Source organism: Chryseobacterium sp. (assembly GCF_008831505.1).
Lineage (GTDB): Bacteria > Bacteroidota > Bacteroidia > Flavobacteriales > Weeksellaceae > Marnyiella.
On the sequence record NZ_CP044507.1, the window covers coordinates 588361 to 604960 of the forward strand.

15 protein-coding genes and 3 tRNA genes are annotated in these 16600 nt (G+C 43.5%); 12 read left to right on the top strand and 6 right to left on the bottom strand.

What is annotated here, in order from left to right; all coding sequences use genetic code 11:
- The first annotated feature begins 50 nt into the window (after positions 1 to 50).
- Entirely contained in the window at positions 51 to 473 is a 423-nt protein-coding gene (locus F7R58_RS02760; RefSeq protein ID WP_158063436.1) for a hypothetical protein, read from the top strand.
- Positions 474 to 502: 29 nt separating this feature from the next.
- Positions 503 to 961: a hypothetical protein gene (locus tag F7R58_RS02765; RefSeq protein WP_158063437.1), complete on the top strand. Its 459-nt coding sequence runs from the start codon at positions 503 to 505 to the stop codon at positions 959 to 961.
- 71 nt (positions 962 to 1032) lie between these two features.
- Here the strand turns inward: F7R58_RS02765 and ligA are convergent, their stop codons facing one another.
- Positions 1033 to 3033, bottom strand: coding sequence for an NAD-dependent DNA ligase LigA (gene ligA / locus F7R58_RS02770; RefSeq protein ID WP_158063438.1), 2001 nt, complete (start codon positions 3031 to 3033; stop codon positions 1033 to 1035).
- A gap of 136 nt (positions 3034 to 3169) precedes the next feature.
- On the opposite strand from ligA, the gene prmA reads away from it, so the two are divergent.
- The gene (gene prmA / locus F7R58_RS02775; protein WP_158063439.1) at positions 3170 to 4000 is read left to right on the top strand and encodes a 50S ribosomal protein L11 methyltransferase; all 831 of its coding nucleotides are present in this window, start codon (positions 3170 to 3172) and stop codon (positions 3998 to 4000) included.
- A 1-nt stretch (position 4001) separates the two neighbouring features.
- Here prmA and F7R58_RS02780 read toward each other — a convergent pair whose 3' ends face one another.
- The 4 genes from F7R58_RS02780 to F7R58_RS02795 all read right to left on the bottom strand — a co-directional run bounded on the left by F7R58_RS02780 (position 4002) and on the right by F7R58_RS02795 (position 5573).
- Positions 4002 to 5225, bottom strand: coding sequence for a glycosyltransferase (locus F7R58_RS02780; RefSeq protein WP_158063440.1), 1224 nt, complete (start codon positions 5223 to 5225; stop codon positions 4002 to 4004).
- Positions 5226 to 5272: 47 nt separating this feature from the next.
- Positions 5273 to 5346 (bottom strand) — tRNA-Arg (locus F7R58_RS02785).
- A gap of 47 nt (positions 5347 to 5393) precedes the next feature.
- Positions 5394 to 5468: transfer RNA gene (locus F7R58_RS02790), tRNA-Pro, on the bottom strand.
- Between the two features lie 20 nt (positions 5469 to 5488).
- Positions 5489 to 5573: transfer RNA gene (locus F7R58_RS02795), tRNA-Ser, on the bottom strand.
- A gap of 134 nt (positions 5574 to 5707) precedes the next feature.
- On the opposite strand from F7R58_RS02795, the gene F7R58_RS02800 reads away from it, so the two are divergent.
- The 6 genes from F7R58_RS02800 to F7R58_RS02825 all read left to right on the top strand — a co-directional run bounded on the left by F7R58_RS02800 (position 5708) and on the right by F7R58_RS02825 (position 12368).
- Positions 5708 to 6736 carry an N-acetylmuramoyl-L-alanine amidase gene (locus F7R58_RS02800; protein ID WP_158063441.1) on the top strand — a complete coding sequence of 343 codons (1029 nt, stop codon included), beginning with the start codon at positions 5708 to 5710 and terminating at the stop codon, positions 6734 to 6736.
- Positions 6737 to 6828: 92 nt separating this feature from the next.
- The gene (aspA, locus tag F7R58_RS02805; protein WP_158063442.1) at positions 6829 to 8226 is read left to right on the top strand and encodes an aspartate ammonia-lyase; all 1398 of its coding nucleotides are present in this window, start codon (positions 6829 to 6831) and stop codon (positions 8224 to 8226) included.
- 9 nt (positions 8227 to 8235) lie between these two features.
- Complete coding sequence (locus F7R58_RS02810) at positions 8236 to 9123, top strand: glycosyltransferase family 2 protein (RefSeq protein WP_158063443.1); 888 nt, start codon at positions 8236 to 8238, stop codon at positions 9121 to 9123.
- 68 nt (positions 9124 to 9191) lie between these two features.
- Positions 9192 to 9674: a transposase gene (locus F7R58_RS02815; RefSeq protein ID WP_158063444.1), complete on the top strand. Its 483-nt coding sequence runs from the start codon at positions 9192 to 9194 to the stop codon at positions 9672 to 9674.
- A gap of 1 nt (position 9675) precedes the next feature.
- Positions 9676 to 11334: an amidohydrolase gene (locus tag F7R58_RS02820; protein WP_158063445.1), complete on the top strand. Its 1659-nt coding sequence runs from the start codon at positions 9676 to 9678 to the stop codon at positions 11332 to 11334.
- Complete coding sequence (locus F7R58_RS02825) at positions 11331 to 12368, top strand: hypothetical protein (RefSeq protein WP_158063446.1); 1038 nt, start codon at positions 11331 to 11333, stop codon at positions 12366 to 12368. Before F7R58_RS02820 ends, F7R58_RS02825 begins: the two co-directional genes overlap by 4 nt.
- 3 nt (positions 12369 to 12371) lie before the next feature.
- On the opposite strand, the gene F7R58_RS02830 is transcribed toward F7R58_RS02825, so the two are convergent.
- Positions 12372 to 13856: a lipopolysaccharide biosynthesis protein gene (locus F7R58_RS02830; RefSeq protein ID WP_158063447.1), complete on the bottom strand. Its 1485-nt coding sequence runs from the start codon at positions 13854 to 13856 to the stop codon at positions 12372 to 12374.
- Between the two features lie 264 nt (positions 13857 to 14120).
- On the opposite strand from F7R58_RS02830, the gene ribB reads away from it, so the two are divergent.
- Genes ribB through mazG form a run of 3 tightly spaced genes read left to right on the top strand, consistent with a single transcriptional unit; the run spans position 14121 to position 16521 of the window.
- Positions 14121 to 15245: a 3,4-dihydroxy-2-butanone-4-phosphate synthase gene (gene ribB, locus F7R58_RS02835; RefSeq protein WP_158063448.1), complete on the top strand. Its 1125-nt coding sequence runs from the start codon at positions 14121 to 14123 to the stop codon at positions 15243 to 15245.
- Positions 15246 to 15251: 6 nt separating this feature from the next.
- Positions 15252 to 15764, top strand: a complete 513-nt coding sequence (locus F7R58_RS02840; protein WP_158063449.1) for a TPM domain-containing protein — start codon at positions 15252 to 15254, stop codon at positions 15762 to 15764.
- Positions 15754 to 16521, top strand: a complete 768-nt coding sequence (mazG, locus tag F7R58_RS02845) for a nucleoside triphosphate pyrophosphohydrolase (protein ID WP_158063450.1) — start codon at positions 15754 to 15756, stop codon at positions 16519 to 16521. The genes F7R58_RS02840 and mazG overlap by 11 nt, the downstream gene beginning before the upstream one ends.
- The last annotated feature ends 79 nt before the right edge of the window (positions 16522 to 16600 follow it).

Consider the following 16600-nt stretch of genomic DNA (forward strand, 5'->3'; position numbering starts at 1 on the left):
CACCACAATTCTCATGGCATTACTTTTGAATTTAAGTCGGAAACTTAATCATGGAGGTTCTTTCTGTACAAATCCTGTGGCTTCTCATTTTAGCTGTACCCGTAGCATGTATTGCCTGGACAGTAACTCATGAAGAAATTTTCCGGGAGCCCCGTGAGTACTGCGTGAAGAAGTCGCAGGAAGAAGAAAAGCTGCTGAGCCGCAAATTCTTTTATCTGTTTACCTGCGAATACTGTTTCAGTCATTACGTGACGGCATTTTTCCTTATCGTCACAGAATACAAACTGCTGTTTGAAGACTGGCGGGGATATCTGATTTCTTTTTTTGCGCTGGTATTCATGGCCAATGTGTATATGAGCCTTTTTGCCTATTTGAGGCAAAGCCTTAAAGTGGAAAAAATAGAAGCTAAGTTAAAGGATAATGAATGGCATGAGGTGAAGGAGGACATTGACGAGACGAAAGATGACCGATAATTTAATAAAAACATTAAAACGATAATATTATGGAAGAGCAGGACAGGTTGCAGAAGTATACTTTTGAAGGGTATACCGTAGTAACAAATTTCGAAACAGTTGAAGATGCTGAGCAGTATGCCGCCGAAAAAGGGGGTGAACTTATAGAAGTTGGTTTTACAGATGGTTCAGATAACCCAACACCTAATGAAGACGGCAAGCTTATAGAGGACAGGCGTGTTTTCCGGGTTGCGCTGGATCCTGAATATAAGGTTTACTATGGCCACGATGAAGGATTTCAGGACATGGCGCAGGATATCCTGGAAGAAATGAAGCGTAAGGAAGACGATGTACTTCCCGAGGACTGGTTGGCCGACCAAAACATTGCCACCGGAGACAGGATCATCGTGGTAAAGGATGGTGAGATCAATACAGTGACTACTCGTGAACGGATTAAGTTCCTGATGCGGGGCAATTTATATGAGCTGGCTGTGAAGGTAAATCATTAGTTTTCAGCCGCTGTGGATTAAGTCTCTCGGGGTTTGCGGCGGCGAAGCCGCCGCAAACCCCGAGAGACTGTTTAACTTATCAAATCCAGAAACTGCTGCTCATCCAACACTTCTATCGTGCCTATTTCCTGTGCTTTTTTAAGTTTGCTGCCCGCTTTCTCACCAACCACCAGATAGTTAAGGTTTTTAGAGACCGCTGAAATATTTTTTCCGCCATGTTTTTCTACCATTTCTTCAGCTTCGTCGCGCGTGAAAAGTGAGAGTTTACCGGTAAAAAGAAAGGTCTTGCCTTCAAAAGTATTGCTCAGAACTTCATTCGTGTTTTCGCCTGCTTCCAACTGTACACCATACGCCTTTAGGCGCTCCAGCATCAGCAGGTTTTCAGGATTCTGAAGGAACGCAGTGATGGTTATCGCAATCTTTCCTCCAATATCCTCCACCTGAACCAGCTCATCGGCCGTAGCGTTTTTCAGTTCTTCAATACTTTGGAAATTCTTGGCCAGTTTCTTAGCTACAGTCTCGCCCACATGCTTAATGCCAATTCCGTAAAGGACTTTTTCGAAAGGTATTTCCTTTGATTTTTCTATTCCTTCTATGATATTTTGGGCCGATCTTTCGGCCATCCTTTCCAGTGGTAAAAGCTGCTCTTTTGTCAAAGCGTAAAAATCGGCTGGGTTTTCCACCAGTTTCGCCCGGTAAAGCTGTTCAATGGTTTCGCTCCCCAGATTATCTATGTTCAGGGCTTTGCGCGAGACATAATGGATCATCCGACCCACCACCTGTGGCGGACAGTGCAGGTCATTCGGGCAAAAGTGAATGGCCTGATCTTCCACCTTAACCAGTTCAGTACCGCATTCGGGGCAATTTTTTATGTATTGGATGGGCAAACTGCCGGCTTCTCTTTTGTCATGATTTACCCCCACAATCTTTGGAATGATTTCGCCGCCTTTCTCAACATAAACAAAGTCATGATCGTGAAGGTCTAGTTTGGCTATGATGTCCTCATTGTGCAAACTCGCTCTCTTTACTACGGTTCCGGCCAGCAGGACCGGTTTCAGGTTGGCTACGGGTGTTATGGCTCCGGTTCGTCCTACCTGATAGGTTACCTTTTGAAGCTGCGTTTCCACCTTCTCTGCCTTGAACTTGTGCGCTGTGGCCCAGCGCGGGGATTTTGCTGTGTAACCCAACTTTTTCTGCTGAGCCAGGCTGTTCACTTTCACTACAATTCCGTCTATATCAAAGCTCAATTCATGACGGTGGCTATCCCAGTAGGTGATGAACTCCTTTACTTCGTCCAGGCTTTTACAAAGTTTCATCTGCTCCGAAATTCTGAAACCCCACGACTTCGTTTTCTGCAAAAGTTCCCAATGCGTTGCAGCGGTATTTTCTTCGGAAATAAACTGATACAGAACGGAAGACAGTCCGCGTTTCCTAACTTCTGCCGAATCCTGAATCTTCAGACTGCCGCTGGCTGTATTCCGCGGGTTCATGAACGGGTCGAAACCTTCTTCCTCCCGTCTTTTGTTGATCTTGTCAAAGTTTTTTCGGGTCAGGTAAATTTCGCCTCTAACATAGAATTTATCAGGAAAATCACCTTTAATCTGCAACGGAATATCTGAAATGGTTTTCACGTTAGGTGTAATCTCATCGCCGCGGAAACCGTCGCCGCGTGTTACTGCCTCCTTCAGCAGGCCGTTTTCGTAAAGGATTGAAATGGAGGCTCCGTCATATTTGAGTTCTGCCACATACTCAACAGGTTCGTCTAAAGTTCGCTGCAGCCGTTTTTCCCAATCTTCCAAATCGACGAAATCATAAGAATTGTCCAGGGAATACATTCTGAACTGGTGGGTAACAGTAGGGAAGTTTTTGGTAATGGCTCCTCCCACCCGCATTGTAGGTGAATTGGCGTCATAAAATTCCGGATGTTTTGCTTCCAATTCCTGAAGTTCTTTCAGCAGCATGTCAAATTCAAAATCAGAAATGGAAGGCTCATCCAGCGTATAATAGTTATAGTTATGCTGATGAAGTTCTGTGCGTAGGTCTTCTATTTTTTTTTGAATATTGTCGGTCATCGCGAAGTCGTTTCAGCAAAAATAAGCAAACTTGAGATTTAGACACGGCAAAATGATAGTGAGGTTTTGTAGGTACAGGATGTTGGGTGCTTGGCAGGATGCATGATTAAACCTATTTTTGTAAAAAATTACTGCAATGCAAAACTATCTGGAATTCGACTTTAAGATTAGCCCTTTACAGCCTTGGAACGAAATCCTGATGGCTGAACTGATTGAAGTGGGCTTCGACAGTTTTACAGAAGAGCATGACGGTATCCTGGCTTATATTCCTAAAGATATTTTTGATGAAAAGGAGCTTTCCGGTATTGCATTGATGAATAACGAGGACATTAAAATTTCCTACACCTTCCGCGAAATGCCCAATATCAACTGGAACGAAGAGTGGGAAAGGAATTTTGAACCTATTTATGTGGCCGATAAAGTGCTTATCCGCGCAGAGTTTCATGAGCCGAACCCAAATCTTCACGAAATCGTGATCCAGCCAAAGATGTCATTCGGTACCGGCCATCATCCAACTACTCATTTGATGATTGAGCAGATGCTGGAAATGGATTTCAGGGACAAAACCGTTTTGGATATGGGCTGCGGAACTTCAGTACTGGCTATTTTTGCCAAACAGAGAGGTGCCGGCAGAACTGTTGCAATTGATATTGACGAGTGGTCGGTGGAAAATTCAAAGGAAAATGCAGCACGGAATAATGTGGAACTTGATATATCATTGGGAACTGCAGAAAATCTTGGTAGCGAAAGATTCGACATTATCCTGGCCAATATTAACCGCAATATCCTGATTTCGGATATCCCAACCTACGAGGCTGTTTTAAACAGTGGCGGGCAACTGCTTCTTTCCGGACTTTGCTTTTTTGATGTAGATGATATTCTGGAAGTTTGTAGCAAATGCAATCTAGTCCTGAAAAACAAACAGCAGCGCGAGGAATGGATGTCCCTGCTCCTGGAAAAGAACTAGGTTAATTAAACGGTTCGCGGTTTTTCTCTTCAATCCATTTGCCCATATACTTAGTGCTATGGAACTGATGATGCTGTAAGATCTGTCCCATATAATTTTTCGCCCTTAATTCGCTTAAATTTTCGGATATACGGACTAATTTGCTGGAGAACTCAGGCAAAAACAGGTCTTTGCTGAAGCGCTCATTTATAATTCTGAAACCGTTGTTGCACGCAGTATCCCAAGCCGCACTGTCCCTGTAGAGATGGGCGGCTTTTTCAATAAAATCTGCATCCTCATCAGCGATATGGCCGCTCCACTGTAGTGAACCAGGCATGCCCTCAGCGCCAATTGGACTTGTAACATTGGGCAATCCCAGCGACATCGCATCAAGCAACTTGCCCTTTATGCCGGCACCAAATGGGATGGGAGCCAGCAAGACGCGGGCTTTATTAAAAACTTCAGGAACATCAGATGCACGGCCTTTCACGAGAAAACCTTCTTTTACATTATGTAGTTGCATGGCTTTCTGCGGGACATAGGCGCCATAAATATGAACCTCGGCATCATGGATTTGACGTCTGATTTCCTTCCAGATTTTTTTGATTCCTAAAACTGTCTGCCAGTTGGGTTCGTGCAGGAAATTTCCGATACTTATGAAGTGCCGGCGGTGTTCAAAACCCGGACTTTCGACTGAATTTTCTGCAAACAACGGCAAGTAGTGAAGCAGTTCACGCTGTATTTTAAAGGTATTGGTAAGTAAATCCATTTCAAACTCTGAAATGATCAGGCTTAGGTCACACCTCAGTATTGAAGCCATCTCTCTTTTGAAAATGTCATTGGTCAGATGCGAAAGACTGCATTCAACTCCCTGCTTAAATGCTTCTTCTCTGCCTTTGCGCAGAAAGTGGAGGTCTTCCGTATCAAGGATCCTGACTGCCTGCGGCACTACTTCGGCAACTTTCCAGCCGAACTGCTCTTCCGTAGTGAACCTGTCAAATAATACAGTACCGGGATTCAGTTCCTGAATCACCTTTTCAAAAGAACTTTCGTTTAATTTTACGGTTTTGGTTTGAACTCCGATCGATTCTAGATTGGTGCTGTACTCAGTGGGTAAGGCGGCGCACAGAAATGTGATTTTGTAATTTTCGGAAAGGAAAAAGTTGATGAGTTGCATCATCCTGCTGCCTGCTGCCGTAGAATTGGGTTCAGGAAAAACAGTGCCGATAATTACAAGATGCTTCATAGGGCAAAAATAAAAAAAGAGAAACCATTTCTGATTTCTCTTTTCAGTGAGCGCGCCAGGATTCGAACCTGGGACCGTCTGCTTAGAAGGCAGATGCTCTATCCAGCTGAGCTACGCACCCTAAAGTGCCAATAAAAAAAATTCCCGAAGGAATTTTATAAAAAAAAGTCGGGGCGGCAGGATTCGAACCTGCGACCTCCTGGTCCCAAACCAGGCGCGATGACCGGACTACGCTACGCCCCGAGTATACTTTCCAAAGGTTGCGGAGGGTGTGGGATTCGAACCCACGCGACCCTTGCAGGTCGACAGTTTAGCAAACTGCTCCGTTAACCACTCCGGCAACCCTCCTATTGCAATATTTTGATGACCTTCTGTTCTGTAATTGCGAGTGCAAATATAGAAATGATTTAGTTACGAACCAAAAAAATTTACTTATAAATTTTCGTATTTTTGATAAAAATAAACGCATAAACAGGGAAAATATGACTAAGGCATTATATATCATGGGATTAAGTACGCTGATCGTTTCGTGCACTTCTCAGAAAAGAACTACGGTAAGGAAGACACCGGTGAAAACAACGGCGGTCCCAAAAAGTCAAACTCCAAAACCTGCACCTGCCGCACCTGCAAAATCCGGACTCACGGTGTCACATGGAGTTGAGTTTTATACTCAGAACATTGGAGACATCACAAAGAATGACAACACAATGAGTCACGGCTCCATAGTGAGTGCCAGACCTGCCGGATACAATGTTGTTAAAACTTATTTTCCTGCCGTCGCCCAAAACTTCCGGCAGAAATATGTAATCCTGCATTATACGGCGCTGGATGAGGAAAAATCCAAAACCGTACTTACGCAACAGGCCGTAAGTTCGCATTATTTGGTAAATGCTACTGGGGATAATGAAATTTATCAGCTGGTTGATGAAAACAAGCGTGCGTATCATGCCGGCATCAGTGCCTGGAGAAAGGATAAGAATTTAAACGACACTTCCATTGGGATTGAAATAGTAAACACGGGCTTCACCACAGATGCATCCGGTACCCGCGTTTTTGTTCCTTACGATGAGGTTCAGCTGAAAAAAGTGGCTGCGCTGGCGAAAGATATTGTTAACAGGTATCAGATTCCGCCAACCAATGTTTTGGGGCATTCAGATGTGGCGCCTACCAGAAAGCAGGATCCGGGACCTTTGTTCCCATGGAAGAGGCTCTATGACGAGTATCAGATCGGAATGTGGTATGATGATGCCACTATGATGAGTTATATGACTACAACAACACCGGAAGCCTTTATGGCAGCGCAGAACAGTTCATCTTTCATTATGCAGGTTCAGGCAATGCTGCAGCAGTTTGGCTACGACATTACTCCAACAGGAACATGGAACAGTGAGAACCGTAAGGTCGTGGAAGCTTTCCAGTATCATTTCCGCCCACAGAAAGCTGACGGCACGGTGGATATGGAAACCTGGGCCATCTTACAGGCGCTGATACAGAAATATCCTCAAAAATAGGATGATGCAAATCATTTACAGAACGCATTTTCAAAGGGAAATGCGTTTTTTGCTTTATGGAAAAAGCCTTAACTTTCCCAAAATAAAAACAAATGGAAAACTATAGAAAAGAGAGTGATTTGCTGGGCGAACTCAGCGTTCCTGTAAACGCTTACTACGGCGTTCAAACCCAGCGTGCAATCGAGAACTTTAAAATTTCAGGTCAGCTTCTCTCTTCTTATCCGGAGTTTATCCGGGGTCTTGCTTTTGTAAAAAAAGCAGCGGCTGAAACCAACTATGAACTCGGCTTGCTGGACGAGCAACTGTACCATAAAATTGCCGAGGTTTGCGATGAACTGCTGGAGGGGCAGTTACATGACCAGTTTCCTATAGATATGATTCAGGGTGGCGCAGGTACTTCTGTTAATATGAATGCCAATGAAGTAATAGCTAACCGTGTTTTGGAAAAAATGGGTAAAAATCGTGGCGATTACCAGTTCTGTTCACCAAATGACCATATCAATCTTTCGCAGTCTACGAACGATGCCTATCCAACGGCCATCAAACTGGCCCTGATACAGATGAACCAGAAACTAGTTGAAAAGGTAAAAACCACAGTAAGTGCCTTTCGTGCCAAGGGTGCAGAATTTCAGGATGTCCTGAAAATGGGCCGCACTCAATTGCAGGATGCCGTGCCGATGACTTTGGGACAGGAGTTTGAGGCTTTCGCTGCAAATCTTCAGGAAGATATTGAGAAACTTAACAATAATGCCAAACTTTTTGTCGAGGTAAATATGGGTGCCACAGCCATTGGAACCGGTCTTAATGCGCCATTGGGCTATGCCCGGCTTTGTGCAGAAAACCTGGCCGAAATTACCGGTTTACCCATTGTTTCCGCTCCTAATTTGGTTGAAGCTACACCCGATACCGGCTCGTATGTGATCTATTCATCAGCCACCAAGCGACTCGCGGTTAAGCTTTCCAAAATTTGTAATGATCTGAGGCTTTTGTCCTCGGGACCACGTGCAGGTCTTTTTGAAATCAACCTGCCGCCTATGCAGCCGGGGTCTTCCATTATGCCTGGAAAAGTAAATCCTGTTATTCCCGAAGTAGTGAATCAGGTGTGCTATAAAGTGATTGGTAATGACCTCACGGTGACATTCGCTGCTGAAGCAGGGCAGCTACAGCTTAACGTAATGGAACCGGTGCTTTCGCACGCCATTATGGAAAACATACAGTTCCTGTGCAACGCGCTGGATACACTCCGCGAGAAATGTATTGTAGGCATAACAGCCAATAAAGAGGTGTGCCTGAATATGGTAAAAAACAGTATCGGTATCGTAACCGCGCTGAATCCCTATATTGGATACAAAAACTCTACAGTCATTGCCAAGGAGGCGCTGGAATCGGGCAAAAGTGTGTACGATCTGGTGTTGGAACACGGTCTGCTTACCCGCGAAAAATTGGATGATATCCTGGATCCGAAAAATATGCTTCAACCGCATAAATAATCACGTGAAGTGAAATTTCTTATAATCATTCCCGCTCATAACGAGGAACAGAATATCGCTTTTTGCCTGGAATCGCTGCGGCACCAGAGTTTCACGGATTTTTCTGTCGTGGTAGTTAATGACGGATCAACCGATAGTACCGAAAAAATTGTCCGTGATTTCGTGAGCAGGGATTCCAGATTCAGCCTTAAAAATCTTGATGAGTCGGTGCACGAGCCCGGAGCCAAAGTGGTGCGCACTTTCAATCAGGGACTTGCCACTGCAGATCTTGATCTTTTTGATGTCATCTGTAAATTCGATGCGGATATAATATTTCCCGCAGATTACCTTCAGAAGGTTCAGCAGGTCTTCCGCGACTTCCCGAAAGCCGGTATGGTTTCGGGTTTGGTGCGGATCAAGAAATCCGTATTCGAAAAACAGCTGGCTTATGATTTTAAGGATGAGAAGCGGCAGTGGATTTTTGAAAATCTGTCGTCCAAAAACCATGTGCGCGGGCCGATAAAAGCCTACCGAAAACAGTGTTTTCTCGATATGAGCGGTCTGAGACCTGTACTTGGTTGGGACAATATAGACGTCATGCTGGCTAAAAAGAACGGCTGGGAAATTCACACTGTGAAAGACCTCTGGGTAAAACACCTTAGACCTACGGCCTATAAATACAAAAATCAGAAAGCCAGAAAGCTGGGTGAATATTATTACAATATAGGGCTCAGTTTGCCTTTGGCGGCTATCTCATCGGTCAAATCTTCCCTGAAGAACAAATCCCTGTCAGAATTTTTTATTACAATGAACTCTTATATAAGGCAAAACAGTAATCGGGAACTGACTGAGGATGAAATAATGTATATCAGGAATTTGCGGTGGAAGGAGATGTGGCAGAAATCACGCCTGAAGTGACAGGTCGTGACCTTTCACTTTGCGCTATGGTTGACAGGTCACGACTTGTCACTAAAAAAACCACGAAAATGCAAAGCAGGAAAAGAAACAGAATGCTGAATTATGATTACAGTCAGGATGGAATCTATTTTATAACCGTTTGCACAAAAGACCGCCGCCATCACTTTGGGAAAGTACATTATGCCGAAGTTTATCTAAATGATTCCGGACTGATTGCTAAGAGGCAGATTCTTTGGCTGGCGGAGCAATATCATTATCTGGACCTTCATAATTTTGTAGTTATGCCAAATCATGTACATCTTCTGTTTCAAATTGACAGATCAAAGGTTGAAAGCGAAGAATTAAAAATTAAGACCGTTTCGTCATTAATGGGTGACTACAAAACCACCAGTTCTAAGGCAATTCACCTTAAAGGAAATGCTGGTTTTAGGTGGCAGCGATCTTTTCACGATCACATTGTGCGCAGCAAGGAAGCATATGAGAAAATTTTCCAATATATTTCAAACAATCCTCAGAACTGGGAAAAAGACAAATTTAGAGATGAAGAATAAAATGAATATAATTTTCACCCATACGGACAAGTCGAGGCTTGTCTCTACAGTGATCCTGCTACTGTTTTCAATTTTGCTTACCGCTCAAAAACCGGCCGATCTCATTATCCATAACGCCAGGATTTATACGGTCAACCAAAGTTTTGACACCGCTGAAGCCATGGCGGTTTCAAAGGGTAAAATTGTAGCAGTCGGAAAATCCAGCGACATCCTTAATTTCTACCGTTCAAAAAATACTCAGGACTTGCAGGGAAAAACTGTTTTCCCCGGTTTCATTGATGCGCACTGCCATTTTAGCGGCTACGCAACCGATAAATGGAAATGCGAACTGTGGGGCACAAAATCCTGGGAAGAAATTATCCAGAGACTGACGGCGTATTCTAAAACGGCACCTTTGGAATGGATTTACGGCCGCAGTTGGGACCAGAATAACTGGACAGTAAAGGAATTTCCCAATAAGTCGAAACTGGATCAGTTGTTTCCCGACCGTCCGGTGTACTTAAAAAGGGTTGATGGCCACGCAGCAATTGCTAACCAGAAAGCACTGGATATCGCCGGAATCACAGCTAAGACCAAAGTAAGGGGTGGGGAAATTGAAAAGATTAACGGAAAACTCACAGGTATTCTTATTGATAACGCCATGCTGCTGGTGGAGAAACATATTCCCGAAATTTCGGACGATTTGGCGATCCGGTATTTCGGTGAACTGCAGCAAAAGTGTTTTTCCTACGGTCTGACCTCGCTGCACGACTGCGGCATGTCGGTACATACATTTGGACTTTTGGAAAAAGCCCAGGAGCAGGAAATTCTGAAAATGAAAATCTTCGCTTTACTTGAAGATAATCCGGGCACCTATTCAGAATGGATTGGCAAAGGACGGTTTACCAATGGTAATATCACTTTTGGGGGCTACAAGGTTTATTCAGACGGAGCACTAGGCTCGCGGGGCGCCTGCCTGCTGCACGATTATTCAGACAAAAAGGGGTGGAGAGGATTCCTGCTAAAAGATAAAAAACACTTCCTAAATCTGGCGCAGAAACTCAGCAAAAGTAATCTTCAAATGTGTACCCACGCCATCGGTGACTCGGCCAACAGGACCATTCTCCAAATCTATGGCGATGTCCTTAACGGTAAAAACGACAGACGCTGGCGTATTGAGCATGCCCAGATTGTGGATAAAGATGATGTTGGGTTGTTCGGTAAGTATAGTGTCATTCCGTCTGTGCAACCTACCCATGCAACCTCGGATATGAACTGGGCTGAAAGCAGAATTGGAAACGAACGGTTAAAACATTCGTATGCCTATCAGGATTTGCTGCAGCAGAACGGCTGGTTGCCATTGGGAACGGATTTTCCGGTGGAGGAGATCAATCCGATCAAGACTTTTTATGCGGCTGTAGCCAGAAAAGATGCTAAGCATTTACCTGTCGGCGGTTTTCAAAAAGAAAACGCGCTTACACGGGAACAGGCGCTGCGCGGTATGAGCATTTGGGCAGCAAAGGCAGCCTTTCAGGACAATGAACTGGGCAGCCTGGAAGTGGGGAAATCTGCTGATTTTGTAGTTTTAAGTGATGATCTGATGAATATTTCTGAAGACAGAATTCTGCAGACAAAAGTATTGCAAACTTTTTCCGGCGGTCAGAAAGTACACGGCCAGTGAAAAGAATTGCCTACATAGAAATGGATACCCATGCGGAAATCGCGGGTAATTTTGTACAGCTGATGCAGGATTCTGCAGAGTTTAAAGTAGATTATTATTTATCAGAAAAAGTTTTTAAGCTTATTGAGAAGCCGGCCACGGACAGCATTATTACAATACCTCCTGATCTTTTGGGAATGCTGAAAGACGCTGATTATGATTTGGTGATTATCGGTACCGTACACCGCTATTTTAATATATTTAAAAAGATTACTGAACAGTTCAATACAGCTGTAATCGTCCACAATCAGAATTTCAGCTGGGCGTCTGCATTCCATCTGTTTACCAGGGTATTTCAGGATGATATTGCTTATCGCATCAAGTTGTTACTGACCGAAGGCTTGCTGTCCGCACCACGGGTTTACAGTAAAGTCAAACATCTTTTGCTACTCAATCCTGATGGTGTAAAAGCTCCTTATAAATCTTTGCCGGTTTTGTTTAATGAATTCTCTGATACGGTCAACCCAGACAGATTCTGCATCGTCATTCCCGGCTCTGTATCGCAAAAGCGGCGGGATTATGCCGGCATATTCCAAAAACTCAGACATTTTAGGTCGGAGGTTGAGGTCGTTTTTCTTGGTAAGGCAGCCGGCGAGGAATTGAAATGGATTGTCGAATTCGGCAAAAGTAAACCCGGTAATGTGAGTATTCGGTACTTCACGGAAAAAGTAGATTCAAAAACGTTTGAAACGTGGATGCGAAAAGCATCGGTTCTCTGGTGTCCGTTACAGTCTGAAACCACTTTTTTCAGTCAGAAGGAATTTTATGGAGTTACCAAAATGACGGGTAATCTGGGTGATGCGATCCGTTTTGGCAAATGCGCTGTTTTCCCCGAAGATTATCCTGCACAGGAATTTCCTTTTATTTTTAACGAAAGAGAAAATATTGAGGAATTGTTATTAAATGCTTCGGCATGCTCATTTAATTTTCAGCAGGCGTATTCGCAAAAAGCAGTTGCGGACGCGCTGCATGCAGCATTGCGTTCAATGATTTAAAAGTTATTTACCAAGTCTAAAAATACTGCGGATAAAATTCCTGTTCACATAGTCATGGATAGGGAAAATCTTCAGGAAATGGTTCCCTACATAGATCATTATTAAAACAATGATGGGCTTGAAAATGAGGTTGATGAAGTTATTGCTGAAATCGGGCAGAATAATGGCGACGGTGATGGCCATTGTTGTAATAATGGACACAAAAATCATTTCAATTGACAGCGGATGTACGCTGAATTTATAATAATTGAAACTTATTTTTACGACGTTGTACAGTGTGAGCGATATCGCCGTGGCCAGCGCAACACCGGCTATACCCAGACCGGTATGCTCCAGGAAATAATAGTTGAGTCCAATGGTCAGTGCCGCCAGGAAAATCATGAATACGATATTATAACGGTAGTATTTGGACATTGATATAATGTTTCCGTTGAAGCCGGTAGCCAGGTCGAACAGAATTGCCGAGCCCAGGATCCAGATTACTGGTTCGGATTCGCGCAGCATGGTGCCGTTCTTAATAAAGCTTACCAGATAGGGGAAGCCAACGAGAAGGCAGGAAAACAGTACAGCACCTAAAAAGAAGAGACTCAGTGACGTCTTTTTGTGGAAACGGTCCAGTTGTTCCATATCATTTTCAGCAATGCTTTTATTGATAATTGGGGCCGATATATTGAATAGTCCCAGTTGCGGTATCGATATCAGCGAAATCATGGCGAACAGAGTAGAGTAGATACCCAGTTCTTCCATTCCCAGCGAATTGCCGATCATGAATTTATCAATTTTTATAGCGATATAGTTACCTATATTGCCCAGGAATCCAAAAAAGCTGTAGTTCAAAATATCCTTCCATAACGCATCTTTTTTTACATATGCAGTACTGAAGTCCGGCTTTATTTTTTCCAGTGAGTTGGCATACACAAAATAACCCACCGTAGACATTACAAACATGGCGAAGAAAAAGCCGAAGGCCGAGGGCTGGCTCATTCCAAAGAATATAAACAGGCAGAACGCTCCCAGATTGGCCAGTTTCGGAAAGATATTCTCAAAAATATTGGGTACTACAATCCTTTTGAAATTGGATACATACCTGTTCAGTACGTGGGAGATGGACAGTACCAATACCAGCAGAAGAATAATATATTTCAACTTCCACCACTCTTCCTGTTTGTATTCGGGGAAAACATAATGGAACAGGAGAAAAAGGCCGGTAAAAACCACAAAATTAAACAGAATTCCTAACAGTGACAGCGAAAGCACATTCTGATGCCGGCCTTCTTTCTGTGTTTGGTGAAAGAATTTAACATTAGCATAGGAAAGTCCGAATACAACTACAGGGACCATGATCTCGGCGGTGGTAAGGATATAACTCAGCTTGCCGTAAAATGCAAAATCATAGGGAAAGACAAAATAAGTTGAAAGTGCGCCCAGGATAAATCCCAGATAGCCTATAACTGTATATTTAAAACCCTGCCTTGCTACTACACTCATCTACCGGAAATATAGGATCATTGTCAGAAAGCTGCGAAGTCTTTATAGTAATGAAATATACTCATCGAGACCGTACCGCAGCACCAGAACACACAAGAGGCAAAGATAGAAAAATATGTTAATAATTGTTAATAAACGGCTGCTTTGTGCATTGCGGCGATAAAAAATTCATGGGGCTACAGTCTTTTTCCAAAGTGTTGCCAATACATCAAAAATTGTCATACCCCTTTTAAATCATTATCTTTGCGCGAAATAAAAGTAAAGATGTCCGATATTAAACTCAATACTATTCCGGAAGCCATAGAAGACCTGAAAAACGGTAAGATCATCATTGTTGTTGATGATGAAAACCGTGAGAATGAAGGTGATTTTCTGTCAGCCGCGGAACTTACAACACCCGAAATCATTAATTTTATGACCATTCACGGCCGCGGGCTGATCTGCACACCGCTGCCGGAAAAACGTTGTGATGAGTTAGGCCTGGACATTATGGTTACAAGAAGCAGCGATCCCAAGGAAACAGCTTTTACCGTATCTGTAGACCTTCTGGGTGAAGGTGTTTCAACCGGTATTTCTGCCAGCGACCGCTCCAAGACTATCCTGGGACTGATGGACGAAAATACGAAACCTGCCGACTTTATGCGTCCGGGACATATTTTCCCGCTGCGCGCTAAGAAAGGGGGTGTACTGAAACGTGCCGGACATACCGAGGCTGCCATTGACCTTACTAAACTGGCCGGCCTGAAAGAAGGTGGTGTAATTTGTGAAATCATGAATGAGGACGGTTCAATGGCCCGCTTGCCGGAACTCATGGAGCTTGCAAAGAAACTGGACCTGAAAATAGTTTCCATTGAAGATCTGATTCATTACCAACTTAAAAAAGGTGACCTTATTGAAAGAATTGAGGAGCGTAAAGTGAAGACGATGTATGGTGAGTTTGACTTTTATGCATTTAAAGAATCAAGCACAGAACAGTTACACTTTGCATTTACAAAAGGCACCTGGACGGTAGATGAACCGGTTTTGGTACGCGTGCAGGCATCCAATTCCTATTTTGACGTCTTGAGCCGTCTGATTACCGGTGAAAAACCGCTACTGGAAAAGGTGACATCTATGATTAATGAGGAAGGTAAAGGCGCCTTCATCTTCATCAACAATGTATCCAATTCCGAAAATACAATGCGCAAACTGCAGCAGTTCCTGGATTATCAGGACGGCGCCGAAAAGCGTCCGACACTGGCTTCCAATTTCCGCGATTACGGCATCGGCACACAGATCCTGAAGAATTTGGGCATCAACAAATTCCGCGTCATCACTCAGAGCCCGGACCTTAAGCCTCTTGTAGGCGGGTACGATGTTGAGGTTTCCGAAATGGTGGAACTGAAGTAGAGAGTCATGAGATTCTCCTTAATCCTTCTGGTCTTTGCTCTTCTCGCATGTAAGCCGGCCTCAAATGAAGCAGTATTGCCTTCCGAGTTCCAGTTCGAAAAGCAGATAGGATATGTGAATGATTTCACCGATATTCTCACAATGGAGCAGGAAAATAAACTTGAGAAAATTTTTTCGGATTACGACCTTTCAAGTACCAATGAACTTGGTGTACTGACCATAGATTCAATAACTCCGTTCACGGATATCAATAAATTTGGTGATGCTGTTCTTAATGACTGGCGTTTTGGTAAGGATGACAAATTTAATGGACTCCTGATTATAATATCTCCCAAAGAGCGTCAGGCCAGTATTCGTTTCGGTTCGGGTATTCAGAAATATATTTCAGATAAGGAGGCTAAAACAATTATGGACCAGGTTTTAATTCCTGAGTTTAAAAATGAAAATTATTACAGTGGTGTACTGAATGCCGTAAAAGTAATTAAACAGAAACTGGACAAGAAAACTGATGAACTCTAAAGCAGAAAAGTTAGAAGCTTTCTCCCGTCTCCTGGATATTATGGACGATCTGCGGGAAAAATGTCCATGGGACAAAAAGCAAACCCTTCAGTCGCTGCGCCATCTTACGCTGGAGGAAGTTTATGAACTTTCGGATGCTTTGCTGGAAGAGGATATACCTGAAATCAAAAAAGAACTTGGCGATGTGCTGCTGCATTTGGTTTTCTACGCTAAAATCGGCTCCGAAAAAGGGAGTTTTGATATTGCAGATGTCATCAACTCGCTGAATGAAAAACTTATTTTCCGCCATCCGCATATTTACGGTGATGTTGAGGTAGCTGATGAAGAAGAAGTGAAGCAGAACTGGGAAAAACTAAAACTTAAGGAAGGTAACAAGTCCGTTCTTTCCGGTGTCTCCAAAGGCACGCCGAGCATCGTAAAAGCCTACCGCATTCAGGAAAAGGTAAAGGGTATTGGATTTGAATTTGCCAATGCTGAGGATGCCTGGAAAAAGGTAGATGAAGAGCTTGCCGAGTTTCATGCGGAAACCGATCCGGATAAGAAAGAAGCAGAACTCGGGGATGTCTTCTTTTCGCTTATCAATTATGCACGCCTAACCGGAATTAACCCTGATTCTGCACTGGAAAGAACCAATCACAAATTTATTTCCCGCTTCCAAAAGATGGAATCCATAGCGCTGCAGAGAAATTTGGTAATGACTGACCTGTCGCTTCAGGAAATGGACTTACTTTGGGACGAGGCGAAATCCCAGGAGTAAGTTTTACCGTAAAGCATAATGTTTGGTATTTAAATAAAATCTGATAAAACGAAAAGCACCCTGATTGAGTGCTTTTCGC